Origin of the sequence: Myxococcus vastator, from assembly GCF_010894475.1 — a bacterium.
Taxonomy (GTDB): domain Bacteria; phylum Myxococcota; class Myxococcia; order Myxococcales; family Myxococcaceae; genus Myxococcus; species Myxococcus vastator.
Genome location: NZ_JAAIYB010000136.1, coordinates 1 through 18473, shown reverse-complemented (window position 1 = coordinate 18473; position 18473 = coordinate 1). Strand labels below are relative to the sequence as shown.

Below are 18473 nucleotides of genomic sequence, written 5' to 3'. Positions count from 1 at the left end.
GGAGATCGCCATGCCGCCGTCCCCGCCCGCCCGAGCACGACTCCTGCCGCTGTGGCTGGCCTGCCTGTTGGCCAGCGCCTGCGGTTCCCTGGCCGATGATGAAGGGGGACGCCCCAGAAGCGAGGACCCACTCGAAGGTCCCTTCCATCCGGTGGTCGACCTGCGCGCGGATGTGAATCGCAATGGCACCGTCGAGCTCGACAGCCCCACGGAGGACGAGGGCGAGGACACCTGGACGGCGGAGCGCGGCGCCATCTTCCTGGCCAACCTGGATGACGACGAGGACACCTGCCCCTTCTCCATGGACCCCCACCGCATCAGCGATGACGCGCTGGCGCAGTGCCATGACGCCATGGACGACGTGGTGAACGGCGAGTCGGACCTGGAGGACCTGGCCCGGCTGCGCACGGTGCCCTGGCCCGAGGCGCCCGCGGGCACGGTGGGCTCCGTCACCGTGGCCGGAGCCGCGAGCAAGAAGGTGCGCCTGTTCAAGCGCGTGCGAGGCACCTTCGTCTCGACCGGCTTTCCCGACATGGTGTTCCTGACGACCGCCGAGGTACGGCGCGGCGTGGTGCTCGCCATCGAGGGACGCGACATCGTTCGCGACCCCGAGGCGTGGGATGGCTTCGCGGACGTGGTGCTCACCATCGGCCGGAACAACCCGCACGACCCGGTGTTCACCGACACCGTCCGCATGCGCGTGGCGCCCGTGGTGCTCTTCCACCACCTGACGCCCGCCTGGAACGTCTTCGTCTCCAAGCCCGCCGCCAGCATCGAGGCCAACCGGTTCCGGCAGGCGCTGGGCGGCGTGCTCGCGGACGCAGGAGCGCGGCAGGTCTACTCCGAGTTCGCGGTGGATGACCTGTGGCCGCAGGACTACTTCGAGCCCGCGTACATGTCGATGCCCGCCCCAGGCGGCCGCCAGCACGTCATGCGCGTCAACTACCGCGCGCCGCACGTCTACAACACCGACGCGAACGCGCCGCTGCGCGCGGCTGGCCGCATCGCGTTCTGGCTTCGCGGCCCCGACAATGCCGCCATCCAGCAGTACCAGCAGGGCATGTCCATGGCCTCCCAGACGCTGAACTCCTTCGGCAACACGGAGGTCATCCCGCCTTACGTGAAGGACGGTGTCACGTATCCCCTGGGCCGCCTGCTGCGGGGCCGGGGGCCGGACACGCGGCCGGACTATCAACCCGACCCCAGCTTCACGAAGCTGCTGGAAGCGCAGGCCGTGCAGCCGCCCATCTACGTGGACACCTCGTGGCTGTTCGTGGACCACGTGGACGAGACATTCACCTTCCTGCCCGCGCCCACGCCTCGGGGTTGGATGGCCCTGGTGGCCGACCCGGCGCTCGCGCGGCGAATGCTCCAGGACGCGCAGGCCCGGGGACACGGGGACGCGAAGCTCTTCGCCGGCCTGTCCTGGGCGTACTCCATTCCCGCGGAGACGCGCATCGCCGAGGTGCTCGACAACCCCGAGCTGATGGACGCCAGCGCCGTGGCGGCACTGGAAATCGACACGCAGCTCTCCATCCTCCGCGAGGAGACGGGCCTCACGGACGCCGACATCCTCCGCGTGCCCTTCCTCTTCCAGAACGCTTCCGACGGCGTGACGGCGTACCAGCCCGCCACGCTGAACCTGCTGTCGCTGACGCCTACGGAGGTCGTCGCACCCGACCCGCACGGACCGCTCATCGATGGAAGGGACCCGTTCAAGACGCGGTTCGAGGAGGCGCTCGGGGCCCATGGCATCCGCGTGCACTGGGTGGATGCGTGGGCGCCGTTCCACATCGCACAGGGAGACGTCCACTGCGCCACCCAGAGCGCGCGGCAGGTGCCCGACGTGAAGTGGTGGGAGGGTGGACGATGAGACGCGCGCTGCTCCGCGGCTTCAGCGCCGCCTGGATGTTGGCCTCCTTGAGCGCGGGCGGCGCGGAGACGCCGCGCCCTGGCGATGATTGGAAGGCCCGCCTGCAGGCGAACATCTCCCGGGCCCGCCGGGAGAATCCGGCGGCGTTCATCCGGTTCGACACGGCCGCCGCCCAGGTGGACGCGCTGGACGCGCAGAAGCGGGGCGCCCTGGCCGCGGTGTCGCCGGGACTCCGCGCGCTGGGCCCCGAGGCGCTGTGGCCCATGGCGGAGCGGCTCGCCTTCCCGCCCCAGGAGGCGTCGCGGCGCCCTTCGCATGAGGCCGCGCGGCGGGCCTTCAAGGTGGGCCTGGTGGAGGCGACGGGGGCGCTGCGGGACCTCCGCCTGGCCCCGTTGTGGAAGAGCCTCCTCGAAGCTCCGGACACCCAGCCCCAGGTCCTTCGCGCAGTCACGGGAGCGCTGGCGCGGCTGGAGACCCTGGACGCGGCGAACACGCTCATCGCCTTGTCGAAACAGCAGGACGCCCGGGGCCAGGCCGCGATGGAGGCCCTGGGCCTGTGCCGGCGGCTCGTGGCGACGCGGGCGCTGGCGGACGCGCTGGACGCCCGCCCGGAGCGCGACGTCATGCGCCGGCTGGCCCAGGCCCTGGGGGATGCCGGGTCCGCGTGGGCGTGGAAGACGTCCGGCGTGAAGGCGCGCTCGGAGGAAGGCGCCATCCGTCGCGTGGCGGCCGAGGCGCTGGTGCGGGCGTACCTGGACACGGACGGTGACGTGCGGCGCGCTGTCTCCAACGCCCTGCTGCGCGTGGATGCGCCCCAGACGCCCACGCTCATCGACGCGGCCCGGCTGCGTGCCCCGCCCTCCCAACAGGCGGCGCTGGACGCCCTGGCCGAGCGGCTGCGCCACAGCCCGCTGCGCTGACGTCAGGCCGCTTCGATTTCCATCCGGTACCCCACGCCGCGCACCGTCTGGATGGCGAAGCGGGACGTGCTGTTCCAGCCCAGCTTCTTCTTCAGGCTGGAGACGAAGTTGTCCACGGTGTGCGGGTCCACGACGACTTCCCGCCCCCACACCGCGTCCAGGATTTCGTCGCGGCGCAGCACGCGCTCGCGCTCGCGCAACAGGAACGCGAGCAGGTCGAACTCCGTCCGCGTCAGCTCCACCAGGGCGCCCGCCGGCGTCTCCACCTTGCGGCGGTCCAGGTCCATCCGATAGCCCGCGAAGCGCAGGCCCTTCACCGGGGCCGCGCCGGAGCGGCGCACCAGCGCTCCCACGCGCGCCAGCAGCTCCCGGAGCCGGTAGGGCTTGCCCAGGTAGTCCTGCGCGCCCGACTCGAAGCCCCGCACCACGTCATCCTCCAGGGTGCGCGCGGTGAGCATCAGGACGGGCGTCGTCACGCCTTCTTCGCGCAGCGCGCGGCACAGCGTGTAGCCGTCACCGTCCGGCAGCATGACGTCCAGGAGGATGAGCTGGAAGTCGCGCCGGCCCAGGTGCTCGCGCGCCTCGCGCACGCAGGTAGCCTCCTCCACCGCGTAGCCCCCCTGGTTCTCCAGGTTGTCACGCAGCGCGAGCCGCAGGTTGGCGTCGTCCTCCACCAGGAGGAGCGCCGGAACGGATGAGGTCATGTCGTCACCGGATGAGGAAAGCGAAGCTCGAAGGTGGTGCCCTCCGGGCTGGAGGCCGCCACGCGCAGGGTGCCGCCGTGCACGCGCATGATGCGGCGGCACAGGGCCAGTCCCAGGCCACTGCCGGGCGCATCGTGTCCCTGGCCGGGCAGGCGCACGAACTCCTCGAAGGCGCGCTCCCACTGCGCCTGGGGAATGCCCACGCCGTTGTCGGAGAAGCGCACGCGGCCATCCGCCAGCGCCTCGATGCGCAGGCGCACCGGGCTGCGGGTGTTGTAGGCACAGGCGTTGCGCGCCAGGTTCGAGAGCAGCAGGCGGAGGAGCTGTCCGTCCGCGCGCAGGGAGTACTCCCCCACGTCCGCGTCCAGCTCCACGGGCACCTTGGACCAGGACTCCCAATCCCGCCGCAGCAGGCCCACCAGCTCGTCCAGGCGCACCGGCTCCAGCTTCGGCACCCAGCGCCCCTTGTCGATGCGGTTGAAGGACAGCAGGTTCTCCACCAGGAAGCCCAGGCCGTCCGCCTCCCGGACGATGCGCGCCGGGTAGTCGCGCGCGTCCGTGCCCTCCGCCAGCCGCCACTCCAGCGTCTCCGCCAGCAGCCGGATGGAGGCCAGCGGCGTGCGCAGCTCGTGCGACACGGTGGCCACGAAGTCGCTCTTCAGCTCCACGAAGCGCAGCTTGCGGTGCTGGGCCACGAAGGCCAGCGCGGCGATGCCCAGCGCCAGCACCGCGCACGCGGCCACCATGCCTGTCTTCAGCCGGTAGCGCCGCGCCAGCGCGCCCTGGGCCCGCGCCCACTCCGGCGTGTCCACTGACAACGGCAGGGCGGCCAGCGGCAGCACCTCCGCGTCCGCGAGCAGCCGCACCTGTCCGTCCGCCTCCAGCAACCCGCGCTCGCGCATCTCCCGCGTCAGCGACTGGAGCAGCGCGCCCGAGTCCACCGCCACGCCCCGGACGTGATTGCCACCGCGCGGCTCCAGGTACCACCCCGCTCGCACCAGCGCGGGGCCCGGAAGCGCCCTGGGCAACGGCAGCGGCTCGGACGCGAGCTCGGCGGCGCGGGCCTCGAAGTCCGCCACCGGCACGCCCGCCTTCGTGGAGAGCGCCACGATGCGCTCGCGCAGGAAGTCGAAGTCCTCCTTCGTGAAGCGCGCGCGGCGCAGCAGAAGCAGCCGCTGCAATCCATCCAGGCGCCCGCTGCGTCCGTCCGCCAGTCCGTCACGCACCAGCGCGTGCATCAACTGGGGCACGGGGTCTCCCCGCTCCGCCAGCGACTCCAGCACCACCAGCAAGCCCGGCACGTCGCGCGTGGAGGCCAGCACGTACTGCGAGCGGTGCTGGAGCAGCGCCATCAACGCCACGGTGGACGCACGGCGGTCGCCGCGCGCCAGCGCTCGGTCCACCTCGCGAATCAGCGCGAGCCGCTCCGCCCAGGGGTCCTCCGCCTCGTCCGCCCGCTCCGTACCGGCGCGCAGGCCCGCGTAGCGCCCCTTCGCGGGTGTGGCTTCGCCGGTGTCGTGGAGGGCCAGCCGGGGCAGCAACTGCGCTCCTCGCTCGCGCAGGTAGAGCCCGGTAGCCGGGGCGAGCGGATCCAACGCGGCGGCCTCCAGCGCGGGGCGCGCCGCTTCCAGCCTGTCTCGCAGGGACTGCGCCAGGGAGGCACGCGCGTACTGCTCCAGGGCCTCCCGGCGAGAGTCGAGCGAGGCCTGCGCGTCATCCCGCTCGGTGGCGAAGATGCGCTGGAGCGAGCCCAGGCCCCAGGCCAGCCCGGCGAAGCCCAGCAGGAGCGCGATGAGGGTGGGCAGCAACCGGCGGAGCATCGGAGCGGCTCAGTTTCCCAGGGAGGGCACGTCGTCGAAGTCCGAGCTTCCGCCGGGCATGAGGCGCTCGAAGCGCTCCTTGCGCGTGTCCAGCGACCGGGCCTTGCGGATGAGCGCCCCCAGCTGCGCCACGTCCTCGCGGGCTCGCAGCGGCTCGCCGAGTCCTTCCCACAGCGACAGCAGCCGGGGCCAGTCCAGGGCGCGCGTCCAGAAGGAGCCTCGCAGCTTCTCCGCGAACGCGGAGGCCACGTAGGCCAGGCGCGTGGACGCCGCGGCCCGGGCGTAGTCGGAGCGCAACGTGCTGGAGGGCATCATCATCTGCACCCTGCGCCAGTTGCTCGAGTCGCCCTGCTCGTAGCGCACCCGGAGCATCCCGAAGGCGATGGAGGGCCCGTGCAGCTTCACCTCGTGGATGACGGTGACGGCCTGGCCTGCGGCCAGTGGGAACAGCTCCGTCTCGTCGCCTGGGTCGCGCGGCTCCGGGTTCGGAGACAGGTACTCGTAGCCCAGCAGGCGGTAGCGGGCGACGGCCTGCCGGTTGAACTCCACCTGGACGCCGACCTCGCGGACCGGCTCGCGGGCCTTCACGGTGATTCGCACCACGTGGTAGCCCTTGCGGCCCGGCGAAGGAAAGCCTTCGACGTAGAGCAGGAAGGGGCCGTATGGCTCGCCTTCGTCCCCCGAGTCGAAGCTGTTGATGAAGGCCTCCGTCCGCACCGCGCCTTCCGCGGGGAAGACGTCACGAGACAGGTAGTCACGCGCCACCGCGTAGGCGCTGGTGTCCACGGCCACGGGGAACTCCGAGACGCGCGACTCCTCCGTGTCGATGGTGGGGTTCACCCCGAAGCCCCGCGTCTCGACGCCGGAGCCCGGCTTGCCTGGCGATGCGCGATAGACGCTCTGCCACGCCCCGTCCGGCACGAGCACGGGCAGGTGTTGAAGCGTCCAACCAGGTGCGCGCTCCCGGTCATCGTCCGGCGGCGCGGGAGCCAGCACGGCGGGGCGCGTCGGCATCGCCGCCTGGAGCGCCACGTCCACGCGCGACTCCTGCCCGGCCTTCACCGCGAGGTCCGTCCGGCTGAGCGCCTGGAAGGACTCCTTCTCGAAGCGGAGCGAGTAGACGCCCTCCGCCAGTGGGGGAAAGCGGAAGTCGCCCTGCGCGTCCGTCACCGTGGAGCGGGCCTCCGTCAGCGCGGGTGAGGTCGCGGTGACGCGCACCTCCGGGAGGGGGCTCTTGTCGCTGGCGCGCACGACGGTGCCAGCGAGGCCCCCGGCCGCCAGCGCTGGCGCGGACAGCAGCAGGAGGACGACACAGAGGGCCTTGCGGAGGGTGGGCGTCATCGTGGGTGCCATCCCGGGCCACGCACGCCGTGAGTCCCCTGGGGAGGTGCCCGCAGCGTGCCGCAGGCGGGCCCTCCGTTCATCATGGTTTCATCATGTCATGGCGAGGAGAAGGGCACGTCCAGCACGGGGCGCTTCTTCGCGTCCGGCAAGTCGTAGTGCCACCACTCCATGCGGTTGCGCTTGAAGCCCACGCCTTCCATGGCCTCGCGCAGGACTTCGCGGTGCTTGCGCGACGCCTCGGTGCCGCCCTCGTACCCATGGTGCGCGGCGCGGGTGAAGGTGTCGAAGGGGGTGGGCATCTCCACCTCCTGGCCCTCCAGCGTCGTCAGCGTGAGGTCCACCGCCCCGCCCCGGTTGTGGTTGGAGCCGGTGCGCGGGTTGGCGACGTAGCCGGGCACCGGCATGATTTCCCACATCTGGTACTGCACCGCGCGCGGCCGGTAGCAGTCGTACACCTTCAGCCGGTAGCCCTGGGCACGCAGCACGTCCGCGGCCTTCTTCAGGCGCTCGGCCGACTCGGGCAGCAGCAGGCAGCGCGCCGTGTCCGGGTACACCTTCCGCTTCATGAAGTTGTCCGCCGTCGCGTAGCGCAGGTCCACGACCAGGTCCGGCACCACCGTGGTGGCGTCCACCAGGGAGGCCGCGGCCTTCGGAGCCGCCGTGGCCTTCGGCGTTCCCGCGTCGTTGGCCAGCGCGGGCCCGGACGACAGGCCCAGCGCCACCACCACGCCCCAGCCCAGGCGCGGCGTCACGCGGACTCCGTGTAGCGCGTGGGGTCCGGCACGCCGGCTTCCTCGAAGCCCTTCTTGCGCAGCACGCAGCTGTCACAGCGCCCGCAGGCGCGGCCCTGGGTGTCCGGGTCGTAGCAGGAGTGCGTCAGGCCGTAGTCCACGCCCAGCTTCACGCCTTCGCGGATGATGTCCGCCTTCGTCAGGCCGGACAGCGGCGCGTGCACGGTGAAGCGCGCCCCCTCCACGCCCGCCTTGGTCGCCAGGTTGGCCATTGACTCAAAGGACTGGATGAACTCCGGGCGGCAGTCCGGATAGCCGCTGTAGTCCACCGCGTTGACGCCGATATAGATGTCCGTGCTGCCCACCACCTCCGCCAGCCCCAGCGCCAGCGAGAGGAACAGCGCGTTGCGCGCCGGCACGTACGTCACGGGGATGCCGTGGCTCAGCTCATCGGCGGGCCGGTCCTTGGGCACCTCGATGTCCGCCGTCAGCGCGGAGCCGCCCACCTGCCGCAGGTCGATGGACACCACCCGGAAGTCCGTCACGCCCATGGCGGCGGCGACCTTCTTCGCCTGCTCCAGCTCCACCGCGTGCCGCTGTCCGTAGGCCACCGCCAGACAGACGGGCTCGAAGCCCTTCGCCTTCGCCATGGCCAGGCACGTCGTCGAATCCAGCCCGCCCGAAATCAACACCACCGCACGCTTCACCATCAATCCCTCCGCGCTCCCTGCACGGTGTACACCGTGGTGCAGGTGGACGGCTGGCAATTGCAGTTGCGGGTCCCCGGCAAGAAGATGTCCGTGAGGGAGCCGCACGCCAGCGACACGTCATAGCCATTCTCCGTGGGGCCCGGCACAGAGCCGTCGGGGATGCCGCCGTCGAACTGGCGGCAGTCACGGCTGAGGCTGCGCGCCTGGCTGTCGCTGAAGAGCGTCACCCGCAGCGTCTCCTCGATGGAGGAGTCCTCGCAGCCCGTGCCACAGGACGCGCGGGGCGCGACGGCCTTCAGCGTGGACGTGGCCACCTGCCCTTCATAGCCCGCGTCACGCGAGTAGCCCTGCACGGTGAAGTAGCCCGTGCCCGCGTCCGTGTCGCGCGAGAAGGTGCCCTCGAAGAGGAACACGCCGGCGTCGTTGGTTTGCGCGAAATCCGGCACCGAGGCGTCGCACGTCGTGCGCGCGGCGTCCAGCCGGGCCTCGAATTGGAACGAACCGAGCACCTGGTCACCCGGGTACACGGGCTCGGAATAGCAGGCCATCGCCACGGCGACGGCCGTGACGGGCAGGGCGGCGAGGGCAAGACGCTTCACGTGCATGGCGCCGCCACGCTACACGGCTACGCGACGTCCAGCACGCAAAGGGCCAGCGCCCGGAAGGTGTCGCCGCGAGCCAGCACGGCGCCTACATCCACCTGCGCCGGGTCCCCTCCGCGCACCTCCGGGTCGAGCCGCGCCAGGACGCGCCCCGCCGCCAGCGAGGCCGGCACGGAGAGGAAGGCCTCCACCGCCGCCGCTTCCATGCCCGGCACCGGGCCAGGACGGGCCAGCTTGACGCCGTCCTCCCCCAGCGCCAGCGCCAGCGCGCACAGGTAGCTCAGCTCGGAGGCGCCGAAGCAGGACAGCGCGCCCGCGCCCAGCACCAGCACGTCGCCGCTGGCCAGGTACGCCTCCACCCCGCCCACCGGGTCCACCATGAGCTGCACCGCGCCCGCGCCCAGCGAGGCCAGGACGGGGCGAAGCGCCGCGGCGAGCCGGGGCAGGCGCTCGGCCGTCACCGGCACCGCGCCGACGGGCACCGGGTGCTCGAAGCCCGACGGCACTGGCAGCGAGGACACCGGGGCCTGAGGCGCCGCCGCGTCGCTGGAGGACAGGGCCGCGCCCACGCCGTCCGCGCGCTGCGAGTCCTCCATCCGGCCCAGGGCCCGCAGGGCCTCCGCGTAGAGCGTCCAGCCATCCACGTCCAGCGGGCGCTCCCGGAGCAGGTGCGGCCAGATGCGGACGGCCAGGGACACCCCCTCGGGCACCGAGGAGAGGTGCTCGGCGGCCATGCGGGTGACTTCGGGGGACAGCGTGCCGGCGTCGAAGAGGCGCGCGGCGAGCCGGGCACCCGGCGACACGAGCTGCGCGTCCAGGTAGCCACGGAGGATGGCCTCCAGCACCGCGGGCTCGTCGGTGAGGCGCTCGCGCAGGCGCAGGGCCTCGCCGGTGAGGCCGCGCTCCTCCGCCAGCCTCGCGCGGCGGGCCAGCCGCTCGTCCGTCTCCGGCAGCCGCTCGAGCTGCGCGGCCGCGTCCGCCACCATGCCCAGGGCCTCGTAGGCGTCCGCCAGCCGCTCGCGGTAGGTGTTCCCGGACTCCGCGCCCGCCGCCTGCTCCAGCCGCTCCACCAGCGCCACGAAGACCGCGGGCTCCTCGCCCAGGTCCACCAGCGACAGCAGGTGCCGCAGGGAATGGAGCTGCGCGGGGTCGTCCTTCAGGGCCTGCTCGAAGGACTCGCGCGCCTCGAGCAGCTGCTCCAGCGGGCTGAGGAGCAGCTCACCCCGCTCCAGGTGCAGGACGGCGCGGGCCACCGCCTCCGGCTCTTCGTCGGCCAGCTGCGACAGCGTGCGCACGCAGGCCTCGTAGCGGCCCAGCTCCAGCTCCAGCGCGCAACGCTCGCGCAAGAGCGTCTTGCGCCGCGAGGGCCAGCCGTCCGCCGCCATGGCCAGCGCTTCCACCCGCGCCGTGCCCGGCTGCGCATGCACCTGCGCCAGCACCGCCTCCGCCAAGGCCTCCGGGAGCTTCTCCAGGGTGGGCAGCAACAGCGTCAGCCGGGCCGCGAAGCCCGGCTCGGGCGCCAGCTCTTCCAGCGCGCGCAGCCGAGGCAGCACCGGGGCCTCGGCCGAGCGGAGCACCTCGTCGCGCAGCGCCACCGCGAACACGGCGTCGCGCGCGGTGGACAGGCCCGCGAGCTCCAGCAACCCCTCCGCGTCGCCTTCCGCGCGCAGGCCATCCGCCAGGGCCGAGGCATGCGCGGGGTCCGCGTCCGCCAGCGCGGCCAGGGCCCACAGCGCCTCACGCGTGCGCGCCGGGTCGCCCGCCTGCGCGGCCATGGCCAGCGCGTCGGTCAGGTCGCCCGAGGCCATGGCGGGCGCGAAGCCCACTTCCAGCGCGCGGGCGAAGGCTCCCAGCCGGCCGAAGCGCTCGGCCAGCTCCGAGGGCGCGAGCATGTCCGGTGCCTCGGTGGCGATGCGCTCGAACACCTCCAGCGCCTCGCCGTGCTCGCCCGCCTTCTCCCAGAGGCCCGCGGCCTCCAGCAGCAGCGGGGGACGCTCTTCCGGCGCCGCCAGCCGCGCGGCCTGCAGCAGCGCCCGCGCCGCGCGAGGGGCCTCGCCCGACGCGCGGTACAGGTGGGCCACCCGCAGGGCCGCGTCGACGTCCGGCTCCACCGAGGCGGCGGCCTTGGCCGCCTTCAGGGCCTCCGGCAGCTGGCCGGCGGACTCGAAGCCTCGCGCGGCCGCCAGGAGCAGCACCTGCCGCTCGCGGCCGGAGGCCAGCTCCGCGCGCGCCACCTGCACCTCGGCGCGGCGCGCGGGAGCGTCCTTCAGCAGCGGCTCCAGCGCCTCCAGCGCGTCCGCGTAACCCGCGCCCGAGGCGCCACGCGCGGCCACTTCCTCCAGCGCCTCGCGTGCCACGTCCTCGCGGCCCGCGTCACGCGCGAGCGCGGCCAGCTCCAGCCGCAGCACCGCGGCCTCGTCGGCATCCTCGACGCGCGGCACCAGCCGCTCCAGCGCCTCCAGCAGCCGCGTGGACTCGCCGCGCTGACGCAGGCCCGTCACCAGGGCCTGGAGGGCGGTGAGGTCCTCCGGCGCGGCCTCCGCGGCGCGCTGGGTCAGCGTCCAGGCCGCGTCTTCATCCGCCAGCGAGCTGGAGGCCACCGTCGCGGCGGCCAGCAGCAGCTCCGCGGCGCGACGGCCACCCGCCGCCTCCGCGCCCGAGGCGTACACGTCCAGCAGGTCGCCATGACGCCCCAGGGCGTGCAGGCCCGCCACGGCCCGGTCGATGACGGACGCATCCGCGGGCCGCAGGCGCGCCAGCGGCAGCAGCGCTTCGATGGCGTCCTTCGGGTCGTCGAAGAGGTCCGCGGCGCGGCGGTAGAGCACCTCGGCGGTGGCCGCGTCCTCCGCGTGACGCGCCAGTTGGAGCGACGCCCGGTAGAGGCCCGGCGCGTTGCCCGTGCGCGAGTGCACCTCGGCCAGGAGCGACAGCGCCTCACGGCCGCGCTCGCCCTCCGGCTCCAGCGCCACCACGGACTCGAAGGCATCCGCCGCGTCGTGGAACGCGCCCGCGCCGAGCGAGGCATGGCCCAGCCGCAGCCAGGTCCGCGTGCGCACCGGCACCGGCAGTGCGTCCCCTCCCACGTCCAGCAGGCGGCGGTCGTAGGGGCGCGCGGCGACGGGACCTCCGCCCTTCGCGGCCAGCTCGGCGCGCGCGGACAGGGCGTCCACGTCGTCTCCCGCCAAGGAGAGATATTCGTCGAAGGCCTCGGCGGCCAGCAGCGCCTCGCCCGCGTCCAGCAGCCGGGAGGCGCGCTCGCGCAGCAGCGGCAGGGCCTCCGGCGTGGACAGGGCCGCGGCGCGCTGGGACAGCAGGTCCGCCAGCCGACGCACGTCCCCGGACGCGCGCTCACGCACGCGCTCGAAGGCCTCCGCGCTCGCGGGGCTCAGCTCGAAGGCCTGGTCCTCGCACAGCAGCGCCCGCTCGCGGGCACCGGCGGCGCGGAAGGCCCGGGCGGCGGCCAGGTAGCTCTCCGCGGCGCCCGCGGCCTCCTGGCGCTGCGCCCTGCGCAGCATCAGCTCCGCGAGCGCCTGGTGGTCCTCGTCCGCCTCCAGGAAGGCGAGGTGCCGGGCGAAGACGGGCTCGCGGAACGGGTCCGCCTCCAGCAGTACCGCGTCGAACTCCGCGGCGTCCGCGTGGCGCTTCACCTCGTGCAGCAGCTCCGCCGCCTGCGCGGTGAGCTCCAGGTCATCCGGGCGCGCGCCACGCGCCGCGATGAAGGCCGCGGCGGCGGACTCCGGGCGCCCTGCCCGGTCGCGGTACAGCACGGCGGCGCGCAGGAACAGGTCCGCGCGGCGGGCCGCGTCGGGCTCGCCGTCCGCGCACTCCTCGTACCAGGCCGCCAGCTCCGCCAGCCGGCCGTCGCTCTCCAGGAGCTTCTCCAGCAGGCCCTCGGCCTCCGTCAGCGCCCGGTCCTTGCGCAGCGCCGAGCGCAGCAGCTCCTCGGCCTTCGCCACGTCCGACAGCACGTCCAGGTTCAGCCGCGCCAGCCGCAGCAACAGGGCCGCGGCCTCGCCCGCGTCCTCCAGCAGCGGCAGCGCGCGCTCCAGCCAGCGCGCCTCGGCCTCCGCGTCGTCGCGACGCTCGGCCAGCGCCGCGCCCAGCTTCGCGGTGCCCAGGTCCACGGCCAGGGCGAAGGCGCGCTCCAGCGCGACCTCGGCGCCGGCAGGGTCCAGCTTCACGTCGCGCAGCAGCTTCGCCCGGTAGCGCTCGCACGCGGCGGCCTCCGACTGCTGCCCCCGCGCCTCCAGCAGGTCGCGCGCATCCGCCAGCGCCCGCAGCGCGTCGTCCGCGCGGCCCAGGTCGACCGCGAGCCGGGCCTCTTCCTGATAGGCCTCGAGCGCCGCGTCCGCGTCCCCCGCCTCCAGGCTGAGGGTGGCCACCTCGCGCAGCTCGGCGAGCAGCTCCAAGGTGCGGCCCGTCTCCCGGTGCAGCGCCGCCAGCCGGCGACGCAGCGGCAGCGGCGCCGTGGCCAGCGACGCGGCGCGCGCCAGCAGCGAGGCCGCCACCCCCGCGTCCGCGAGCACCTCGCGGGCCCGCGCCGACAGCTCGACGAGCCGCTGCACGGTGTCCTCGGACGGCGCCAGGGCGTGCGCGTGGGTGACGCGCACCTCGAAGGCGCCGCGCGGGTCGTCCTTCTCCAGCAGCGCGGCCAGGCGCGATACGGCGGCCTCGCACAGGGGCCGCTCGGAGAGGAGCTTCCGGTACGCGGCCACCGCGCGCTTCGCCTCTCCGGTCTGCTCGGCCAGCTCCGCCAGCCGCAGCCACGTGGACTCCGCGGCCTCGGGCGCGCTCCGGAAGTCCGCGGCGGCGGCGAGTGCGTCCTGCAGCGGCAGCGCCTCGATGACCGCGCCGCGCAGGTAGAGCAGCTCCGCCAGCGACGCCAGCTCCGCCCCCTGCGCGGGGACCAGCGAGTGGGCCTTGCGCGCCAGCTTCAGCGCCTTGTCCAGGTCGTGCGCGCCGTGCGCGTAACCCGCGCCCTCGCGCAGCAGCAGCGCGGCGTCCCGCGCGGTGGCGCTCTCCGCCGCCGTCTCCAGCAGCGCCGCGGCCTCGCGCAGCTCCCCACGCTCCGCCACCAGCGAGACGAGGCGACGGCGGACAGCGGCGTCGGATGGAGACAGGCGCAGCGCCTGCCGCAGCGCGGCCTCGGCGGGCACCGGCTGCGACAGCCGGTCCAGGTAGAGGCTGGCCAGCTCGGCGTACATCGCCGCCGCCTCGGCGGGCGCCACGTGCGGAGCCTCGGTGGAGAGCAGCTCGGCCAGCGCGGCCCAGTCCTCCCGGGTCCGCAGCACGCGCTGGAGCGCGGCGGTGGCCCGCGCGTGCCGGGGTGCCAGCGCGAGCGCCGCCTCCAGGCTCTGCCCCGCGTCCTCCATCCGGCCGCCGGACTCCAGCAGCGCGGCGCGCGCCAGCAGCGCCTCCACGCGGCGAGGCACCGGGCCCTGGAGGGCCGCCTCGGCGAGCGCTGCGGCCTCCTCCTCCAGCTTGCCCTCCCGGCGCGCCAGCTCGGCGAGGGAGAAGAAGGCGTCACACCGCTCCGCCGCGGACAGCTCCAGCCCGATGGCCGCGCCCAGGGCCTCGCGCGCGAGGACGCGCTCGTCCTTCTCCACCAGCGTGGCGGACAGGGCCAGCAGGCGCTCGCGAGCGCGGGTGGCGAGGTTGGCGTCGGCGGCCACGGCGCGGCGCCACACCTCCAGCTCCGCGGCCTCGTCGCCCGACTCGCGCGCCAGCTCCGTCAGCGCGAGCAGCAACGCCGCGGGACGACGCGCGCCCTTCGCGGCCTCTGAAAAGTCGTCACGCGCGGAGGACACCCGGCCCGCGGCGCGGTGAAGCACGGCGCGACGGGCCAGCAGCTCCGCGCGCGCCTCGCCCGAGGCGGCGGCCACGAGCGTGCTCAGCAGCTCCAGCCGCTCCGTCTCCTCCTCCGGCGTGCCGGTGCCGGGGGGCGGCAGCAGGTCCAGCAGCGCCTGCGCCGCCCAGGTGTCGTGCGGCTCCTCCAGGCGCAGGCTGCGCAGCGCGTCCACCGCGGTGGTGGCGCGCCCCAGGCCCAGCGACAGCTCCGCCAGCTCGCGGCGGGCGGCGCGGCGGGGCTCGCCGGACAGGCGCGGCCACAGCTCCACCAGCAGGTCCGCCAGGGCCTCGCGCGCACCCGCCTTGCGGTGCAGCGACGCCAGCTCCACCCGGGCGTCCAAATCTTCCGGCGCGCGCGCGCTGTACTCGGCCAGCAGGCGGCGGGCGGCATCCGTGCGGCTCGCGCGCACCGCGGCGGTGGCGGCCTTGCGCGTCAGGGCCACGCGCTCGCTCTCGCGCGGCGCATCGCTGTCCGCGGGCGGCAAGGCCAGCACCGCCTCGAAGTCCTCCAACGCCGCGCGGGCATCCGTGGGCAGGCGCAGCTCGCCCCGGCGCTGCCGCGCGGGCGCGTAGCTCGCGTCGCGCTCCAGCGCGTCGGCGAGGAAGGCCTCCTCGCGGCTGGTCCCCGCGGCGAGCAGCGAGGCGCGGAACAGCAGCTTCGCGCCGGCCCGGGCCTCGGGCATCAGCGCGGCGCGGCGCGCGTACAGGCGCGCGGCCTCCAGCTTCTCGCCGCGCTCCAGCTCCAGCTCGGCCAGCGACTCCAGCACCTCGGCGGCCAGCGGCCCCTCGGGGCTCGCCTCCAGCGCGGCCGTCAGGCGCATCAGCGCGGCGGCGTTCTCCCCTCGCTCCAGCAGCGCGCGGGCGCTCTGGAGGAACAGCGGCGCGGCCTCCTCGGCGCGGTCGGCGCCCATCAGCGCCTGGGCGCGGTTGGCCCACAGCTCGGCCAGGGCCTGCGACTCCCCGGCCTCCGTGTAGAGCGCCTCCAGGCGCGCGGCCAGGGCGTCATCCAGCCGGCGCAGCGGGAAGGCCTGCGCGTAGGCGGCGATGGCGCCTTCGCGGTCGCCCAGCATCTCGCACGCGCGGCCCAGCCGGGAGCGCACGTCCGCCAGCTTCTCCGGCGCCGCCGTGCGCGGCAGCGTGGACAGCAACGTCTCCAGCGCGCGCCGGGCATGCTCGGGGCGCTCGCAGCGCAGCGACAGGTCCGCCAGGTCCAGCAGCACCGCGGCGTCCGGCGCCAGCCGAGCGGCCTTCTCCAGCGCCACCAGCGCGTCACCCACGCGGCCCAGCCGGGCCTCCAGCACGCCGGCCAGCTCACGCAGCGCCGCCGCTGCCAGCCGCTTGTCGCCCTGCGCCTCGGCCACCCGCGCGCGCACCTCCAGCGCGTCGGCCAGTCCGGCCATGTCGGCGCGCTTGCGCTGCAAGGCGCACAGCTCCCCCAGCGCGGGCAGGTCATCCGGCTCGGCGCGCAGCACTTCCTGGAGCGCGTGGACAGCCAGGTCCAGGTCGAAGGCCAGGTCGCGCGCGGCCACCGCGAGCCGGCGGTACTTCTGCGCGCGCTCCTTCAGGTCCGTGGCGAGCCGCGCCAGCGAAGACAGGCACCGCGTCAGCAGCGCGCCGTCACGCCGGGCCTCGGCCAGCGCCAGCAGCGACTCCAGCGCGGGCCGGTGGTCGCCATCCGCCTCCAGCGCCAGCAGGAGCAGCCGCTCCGCCTTCTCCGGCTGTTGCAGCTTGCCCCGGTACAGCTCGCCCGCCTCGGCCCAGGCCGCCGCGCGCTTGCCGGGCGCGTCGTGGAGCGCCGCGGCCTTCTCCAGCGCCTCCGCCAGCTCCTGCGAGCGGCCCGTGGCGCGGAAGTACGGAATCAGCTCCTCCAGCGCCACCGCGTCGCGCGGGTCCAACGCCAGCGCGGACTCCAGGTGCTCCCGCGCGCGCGCCGGGTCTCCCAGCCGCGTGCGGTACAGCCGCGCCAGGGCGTGGTGGCTGGCGTGCGCGGCGTGCCGCACCTCTTCCGAGCGCGGCGCCGGCCCCGCCAGCTCCAGCGCCTGCTGGTAGCCCGCCAGCGCCTCCTGCAGTCGGCCCAGTCCCTCCGCCACGCGGGCGGCGGCGAACAGCGGCTCCGGCTCACCGGGCAGCAGCGACACCGCCTCACGGAAGCGCAGCAGCGCGTTCTCCGGCTGCTTCAGGCCTTCGTCCCACACGCGGCCGGCCATCAGGTCGGCGTGGCCCACCCGGTCCAGCTCGTGGCGACCCATGGCCACCTCGCGCAGGCGGTCCAGGGCCTTCAGCGCGCGCAGGTGCTCACCGCCGCGGTGGCACAGCTCGCCCAGCAGCAGCAGCGCGTCCGGGTGGTCCGGCGCCAGCCGCAGCGCGGCCTCGCAGTGCAGGCGCGCGCCGGCGATGTCGTCCTCCGTCTGCGCGCACAGCCGGGCCAGGTGCACGTGCGCGTCGGCGGCCTCGGCCGGGTCGCGAGCGAGCGCCGCCAACCGGCGATAGGCCCGCACCGCGCCGGCCCTGTCGCGGGCCTGGTCCGACGCACGCGCCAGCGCCTTGAGGGACGGCAGGTGGTCGGGCTTGAGCCCCAGCAATTCGTGCAGCGCCTTCACCGCCACCTGCGGCGCGGTGTCGCGCGAGCAGCGAGCGGCGGCCTCGGCGGCGAAGAAGGCGGCGGCCTCCTCCGAGGTCCGGCGCGCGAGCGCGCACAGCGCCAGGTAGCGCTCGGCGGCGCGGGCACCCTCGCCCCGGCGCTCGCGCACCACGGCCTCGCCCCAGAGCGAGGCGGGGCTGCGGTCCCTGCGGCGCTGCAGCGTCGCCGCCACGTCCAGCGCCAAATCATGCGCCTGCGGGTCCGCCACCATCAGCGACAGCAGTCGCTCGGCGGCGAAGGGGTGCGCGTCCTGTGCGTCCCCCGCCTGGAGATACGCCTGACGCGCGTCGGCCAGCCGGCCCTGCGCGATGAGCCCTTCGGCGTCCGCGAAGGCGCGCGCGCCCTCCAGCGCGAGCAGCAGCTCCTCGTCCGGAGGCGACGGCGGCGGCAGGCCCCCCGCGGAGAAGCGCAGGCGCAGGCCCGTGCTGGAGACCTCCGCGGCCGACAGGCGCGCGGTGTCCAGCGTCGGCATCTTGTAGCCACGGCTCACCGCCGCCAGCTGGCACAGCACGGGCAACACGCGCGTGGAGAACCCCGTGGCCCCGCGGACCTCGACCTCCGGCACCAACGCCAGCGCGCCCACGGCCGCGGACAAGAGCCCCGGCACCTGCACGGACGGCGTGGAGGAGAAGCCGTAGAGGCGCACGTCGTAGAGGTAGACGGCGAGCCGCTCCCCATCCGCGTCGAACGCCACCTTGAAGGTGAAGGGCGTGTGCTCCGGCGCCGGCAGCCGGCCCTGGCCTTCGAGGTAGCCGGGCCGGAAGTGCAGGCGCAGGTCCTCGATGCCGGCCAGGCGCCCGGCCAGCTCCGCCACCCGGCGCGTCACCAGGTCCGCGTCGACGGACAGCTCGAGGAAGCCGAAGTGCAGCTTCTTGCGCTGGTAGCGCGTGGCGCCGGCGCTGACGTTGAAGGGGAAGCTGACGTCCGGAATCTGGAGCGCGAAGTCGGAGATGCGCAGCCCCGGCAGGACCTCCAGCGCCGGGAAGCCCACGAACGCCCTGCGGTCCAGCAGGCGCAGCTCGGGGGCGGCGGCGCGCGCATCCAGCGCCGTGGCGGGCTTGGGAGAATCGCTTTCGGTGGCCATCGCGGGAGCAGGGACGTTAGCACGGGGTCCAAGCCCTCGAAATTTCTGGCAAACCCCCGCTTGTGGGGCAGGCAACGAGACGTGATGGCTCCCCGAATCCAGGGTGAAGGAACGGGCTGCGCCCTGGGCCGAAGTCGGACAAGATGCGCCCGCGTGTTGGCCCCCGACTCCCTTGTCCTCGACGGTCGCTTCCGGGT

9 protein-coding genes are annotated in these 18473 nt (G+C 74.5%); 2 read left to right on the top strand and 7 right to left on the bottom strand.

Going from position 1 to position 18473, the window contains the following annotated elements; translation table 11 throughout:
* Together G4D87_RS15660 and G4D87_RS15655 are read left to right on the top strand one after the other, a co-directional pair.
* Positions 1-1873: protein-arginine deiminase family protein (locus G4D87_RS15660; protein ID WP_338044971.1), on the top strand; the 1873-nt coding region annotated here is incomplete at its 5' end.
* Positions 1870-2793, top strand: coding sequence for a hypothetical protein (locus G4D87_RS15655; RefSeq protein ID WP_163782872.1), 924 nt, complete (start codon positions 1870-1872; stop codon positions 2791-2793). The genes G4D87_RS15660 and G4D87_RS15655, both read left to right, overlap by 4 nt.
* A 2-nt stretch (positions 2794-2795) precedes the next feature.
* On the opposite strand, the gene G4D87_RS15650 is transcribed toward G4D87_RS15655, so the two are convergent.
* From G4D87_RS15650 to G4D87_RS15620, 7 genes are all read right to left on the bottom strand, one after another.
* Positions 2796-3497 carry a response regulator transcription factor gene (locus G4D87_RS15650; protein WP_163782871.1) on the bottom strand — a complete coding sequence of 234 codons (702 nt, stop codon included), beginning with the start codon at positions 3495-3497 and terminating at the stop codon, positions 2796-2798.
* Complete coding sequence (locus G4D87_RS15645) at positions 3494-5317, bottom strand: sensor histidine kinase (protein ID WP_163782870.1); 1824 nt, start codon at positions 5315-5317, stop codon at positions 3494-3496. The genes G4D87_RS15650 and G4D87_RS15645 overlap by 4 nt, the downstream gene beginning before the upstream one ends.
* A gap of 9 nt (positions 5318-5326) precedes the next feature.
* On the bottom strand, positions 5327-6658 hold the full coding sequence (locus tag G4D87_RS15640) for a YfbK domain-containing protein (protein WP_205507599.1): 1332 nt from the start codon (positions 6656-6658) through the stop codon (positions 5327-5329).
* Positions 6659-6756: 98 nt separating this feature from the next.
* Positions 6757-7413 carry a D-alanyl-D-alanine dipeptidase gene (ddpX, locus tag G4D87_RS15635; protein WP_163782868.1) on the bottom strand — a complete coding sequence of 219 codons (657 nt, stop codon included), beginning with the start codon at positions 7411-7413 and terminating at the stop codon, positions 6757-6759.
* Positions 7410-8102, bottom strand: coding sequence for a 7-cyano-7-deazaguanine synthase QueC (gene queC / locus G4D87_RS15630; RefSeq protein WP_163782867.1), 693 nt, complete (start codon positions 8100-8102; stop codon positions 7410-7412). The genes ddpX and queC overlap by 4 nt, the downstream gene beginning before the upstream one ends.
* Positions 8102-8707, bottom strand: a complete 606-nt coding sequence (locus G4D87_RS15625) for a hypothetical protein (RefSeq protein WP_163782866.1) — start codon at positions 8705-8707, stop codon at positions 8102-8104. The genes queC and G4D87_RS15625 overlap by 1 nt, the downstream gene beginning before the upstream one ends.
* A gap of 20 nt (positions 8708-8727) precedes the next feature.
* The gene (locus G4D87_RS15620) at positions 8728-18276 is read right to left on the bottom strand and encodes a tetratricopeptide repeat protein (protein ID WP_163782865.1); all 9549 of its coding nucleotides are present in this window, start codon (positions 18274-18276) and stop codon (positions 8728-8730) included.
* Positions 18277-18473: the final 197 nt, after the last annotated feature.

Excerpts from the sequence above, each read along its gene's own strand:
- G4D87_RS15640 (WP_205507599.1), bottom strand. The coding sequence starts at position 6,658 with ATGACGCCCACCCTCCGCAAGGCCCTCTGTGTCGTCCTCCTGCTGCTG.
- G4D87_RS15625 (WP_163782866.1), bottom strand. The coding sequence starts at position 8,707 with ATGCACGTGAAGCGTCTTGCCCTCGCCGCCCTGCCCGTCACGGCCGTC.
- G4D87_RS15645 (WP_163782870.1), bottom strand. The coding sequence starts at position 5,317 with ATGCTCCGCCGGTTGCTGCCCACCCTCATCGCGCTCCTGCTGGGCTTC.
- G4D87_RS15655 (WP_163782872.1), top strand. The coding sequence starts at position 1,870 with ATGAGACGCGCGCTGCTCCGCGGCTTCAGCGCCGCCTGGATGTTGGCC.
- queC (WP_163782867.1), bottom strand. The coding sequence starts at position 8,102 with ATGGTGAAGCGTGCGGTGGTGTTGATTTCGGGCGGGCTGGATTCGACG.
- G4D87_RS15650 (WP_163782871.1), bottom strand. The coding sequence starts at position 3,497 with ATGACCTCATCCGTTCCGGCGCTCCTCCTGGTGGAGGACGACGCCAAC.
- G4D87_RS15620 (WP_163782865.1), bottom strand. The coding sequence starts at position 18,276 with ATGGCCACCGAAAGCGATTCTCCCAAGCCCGCCACGGCGCTGGATGCG.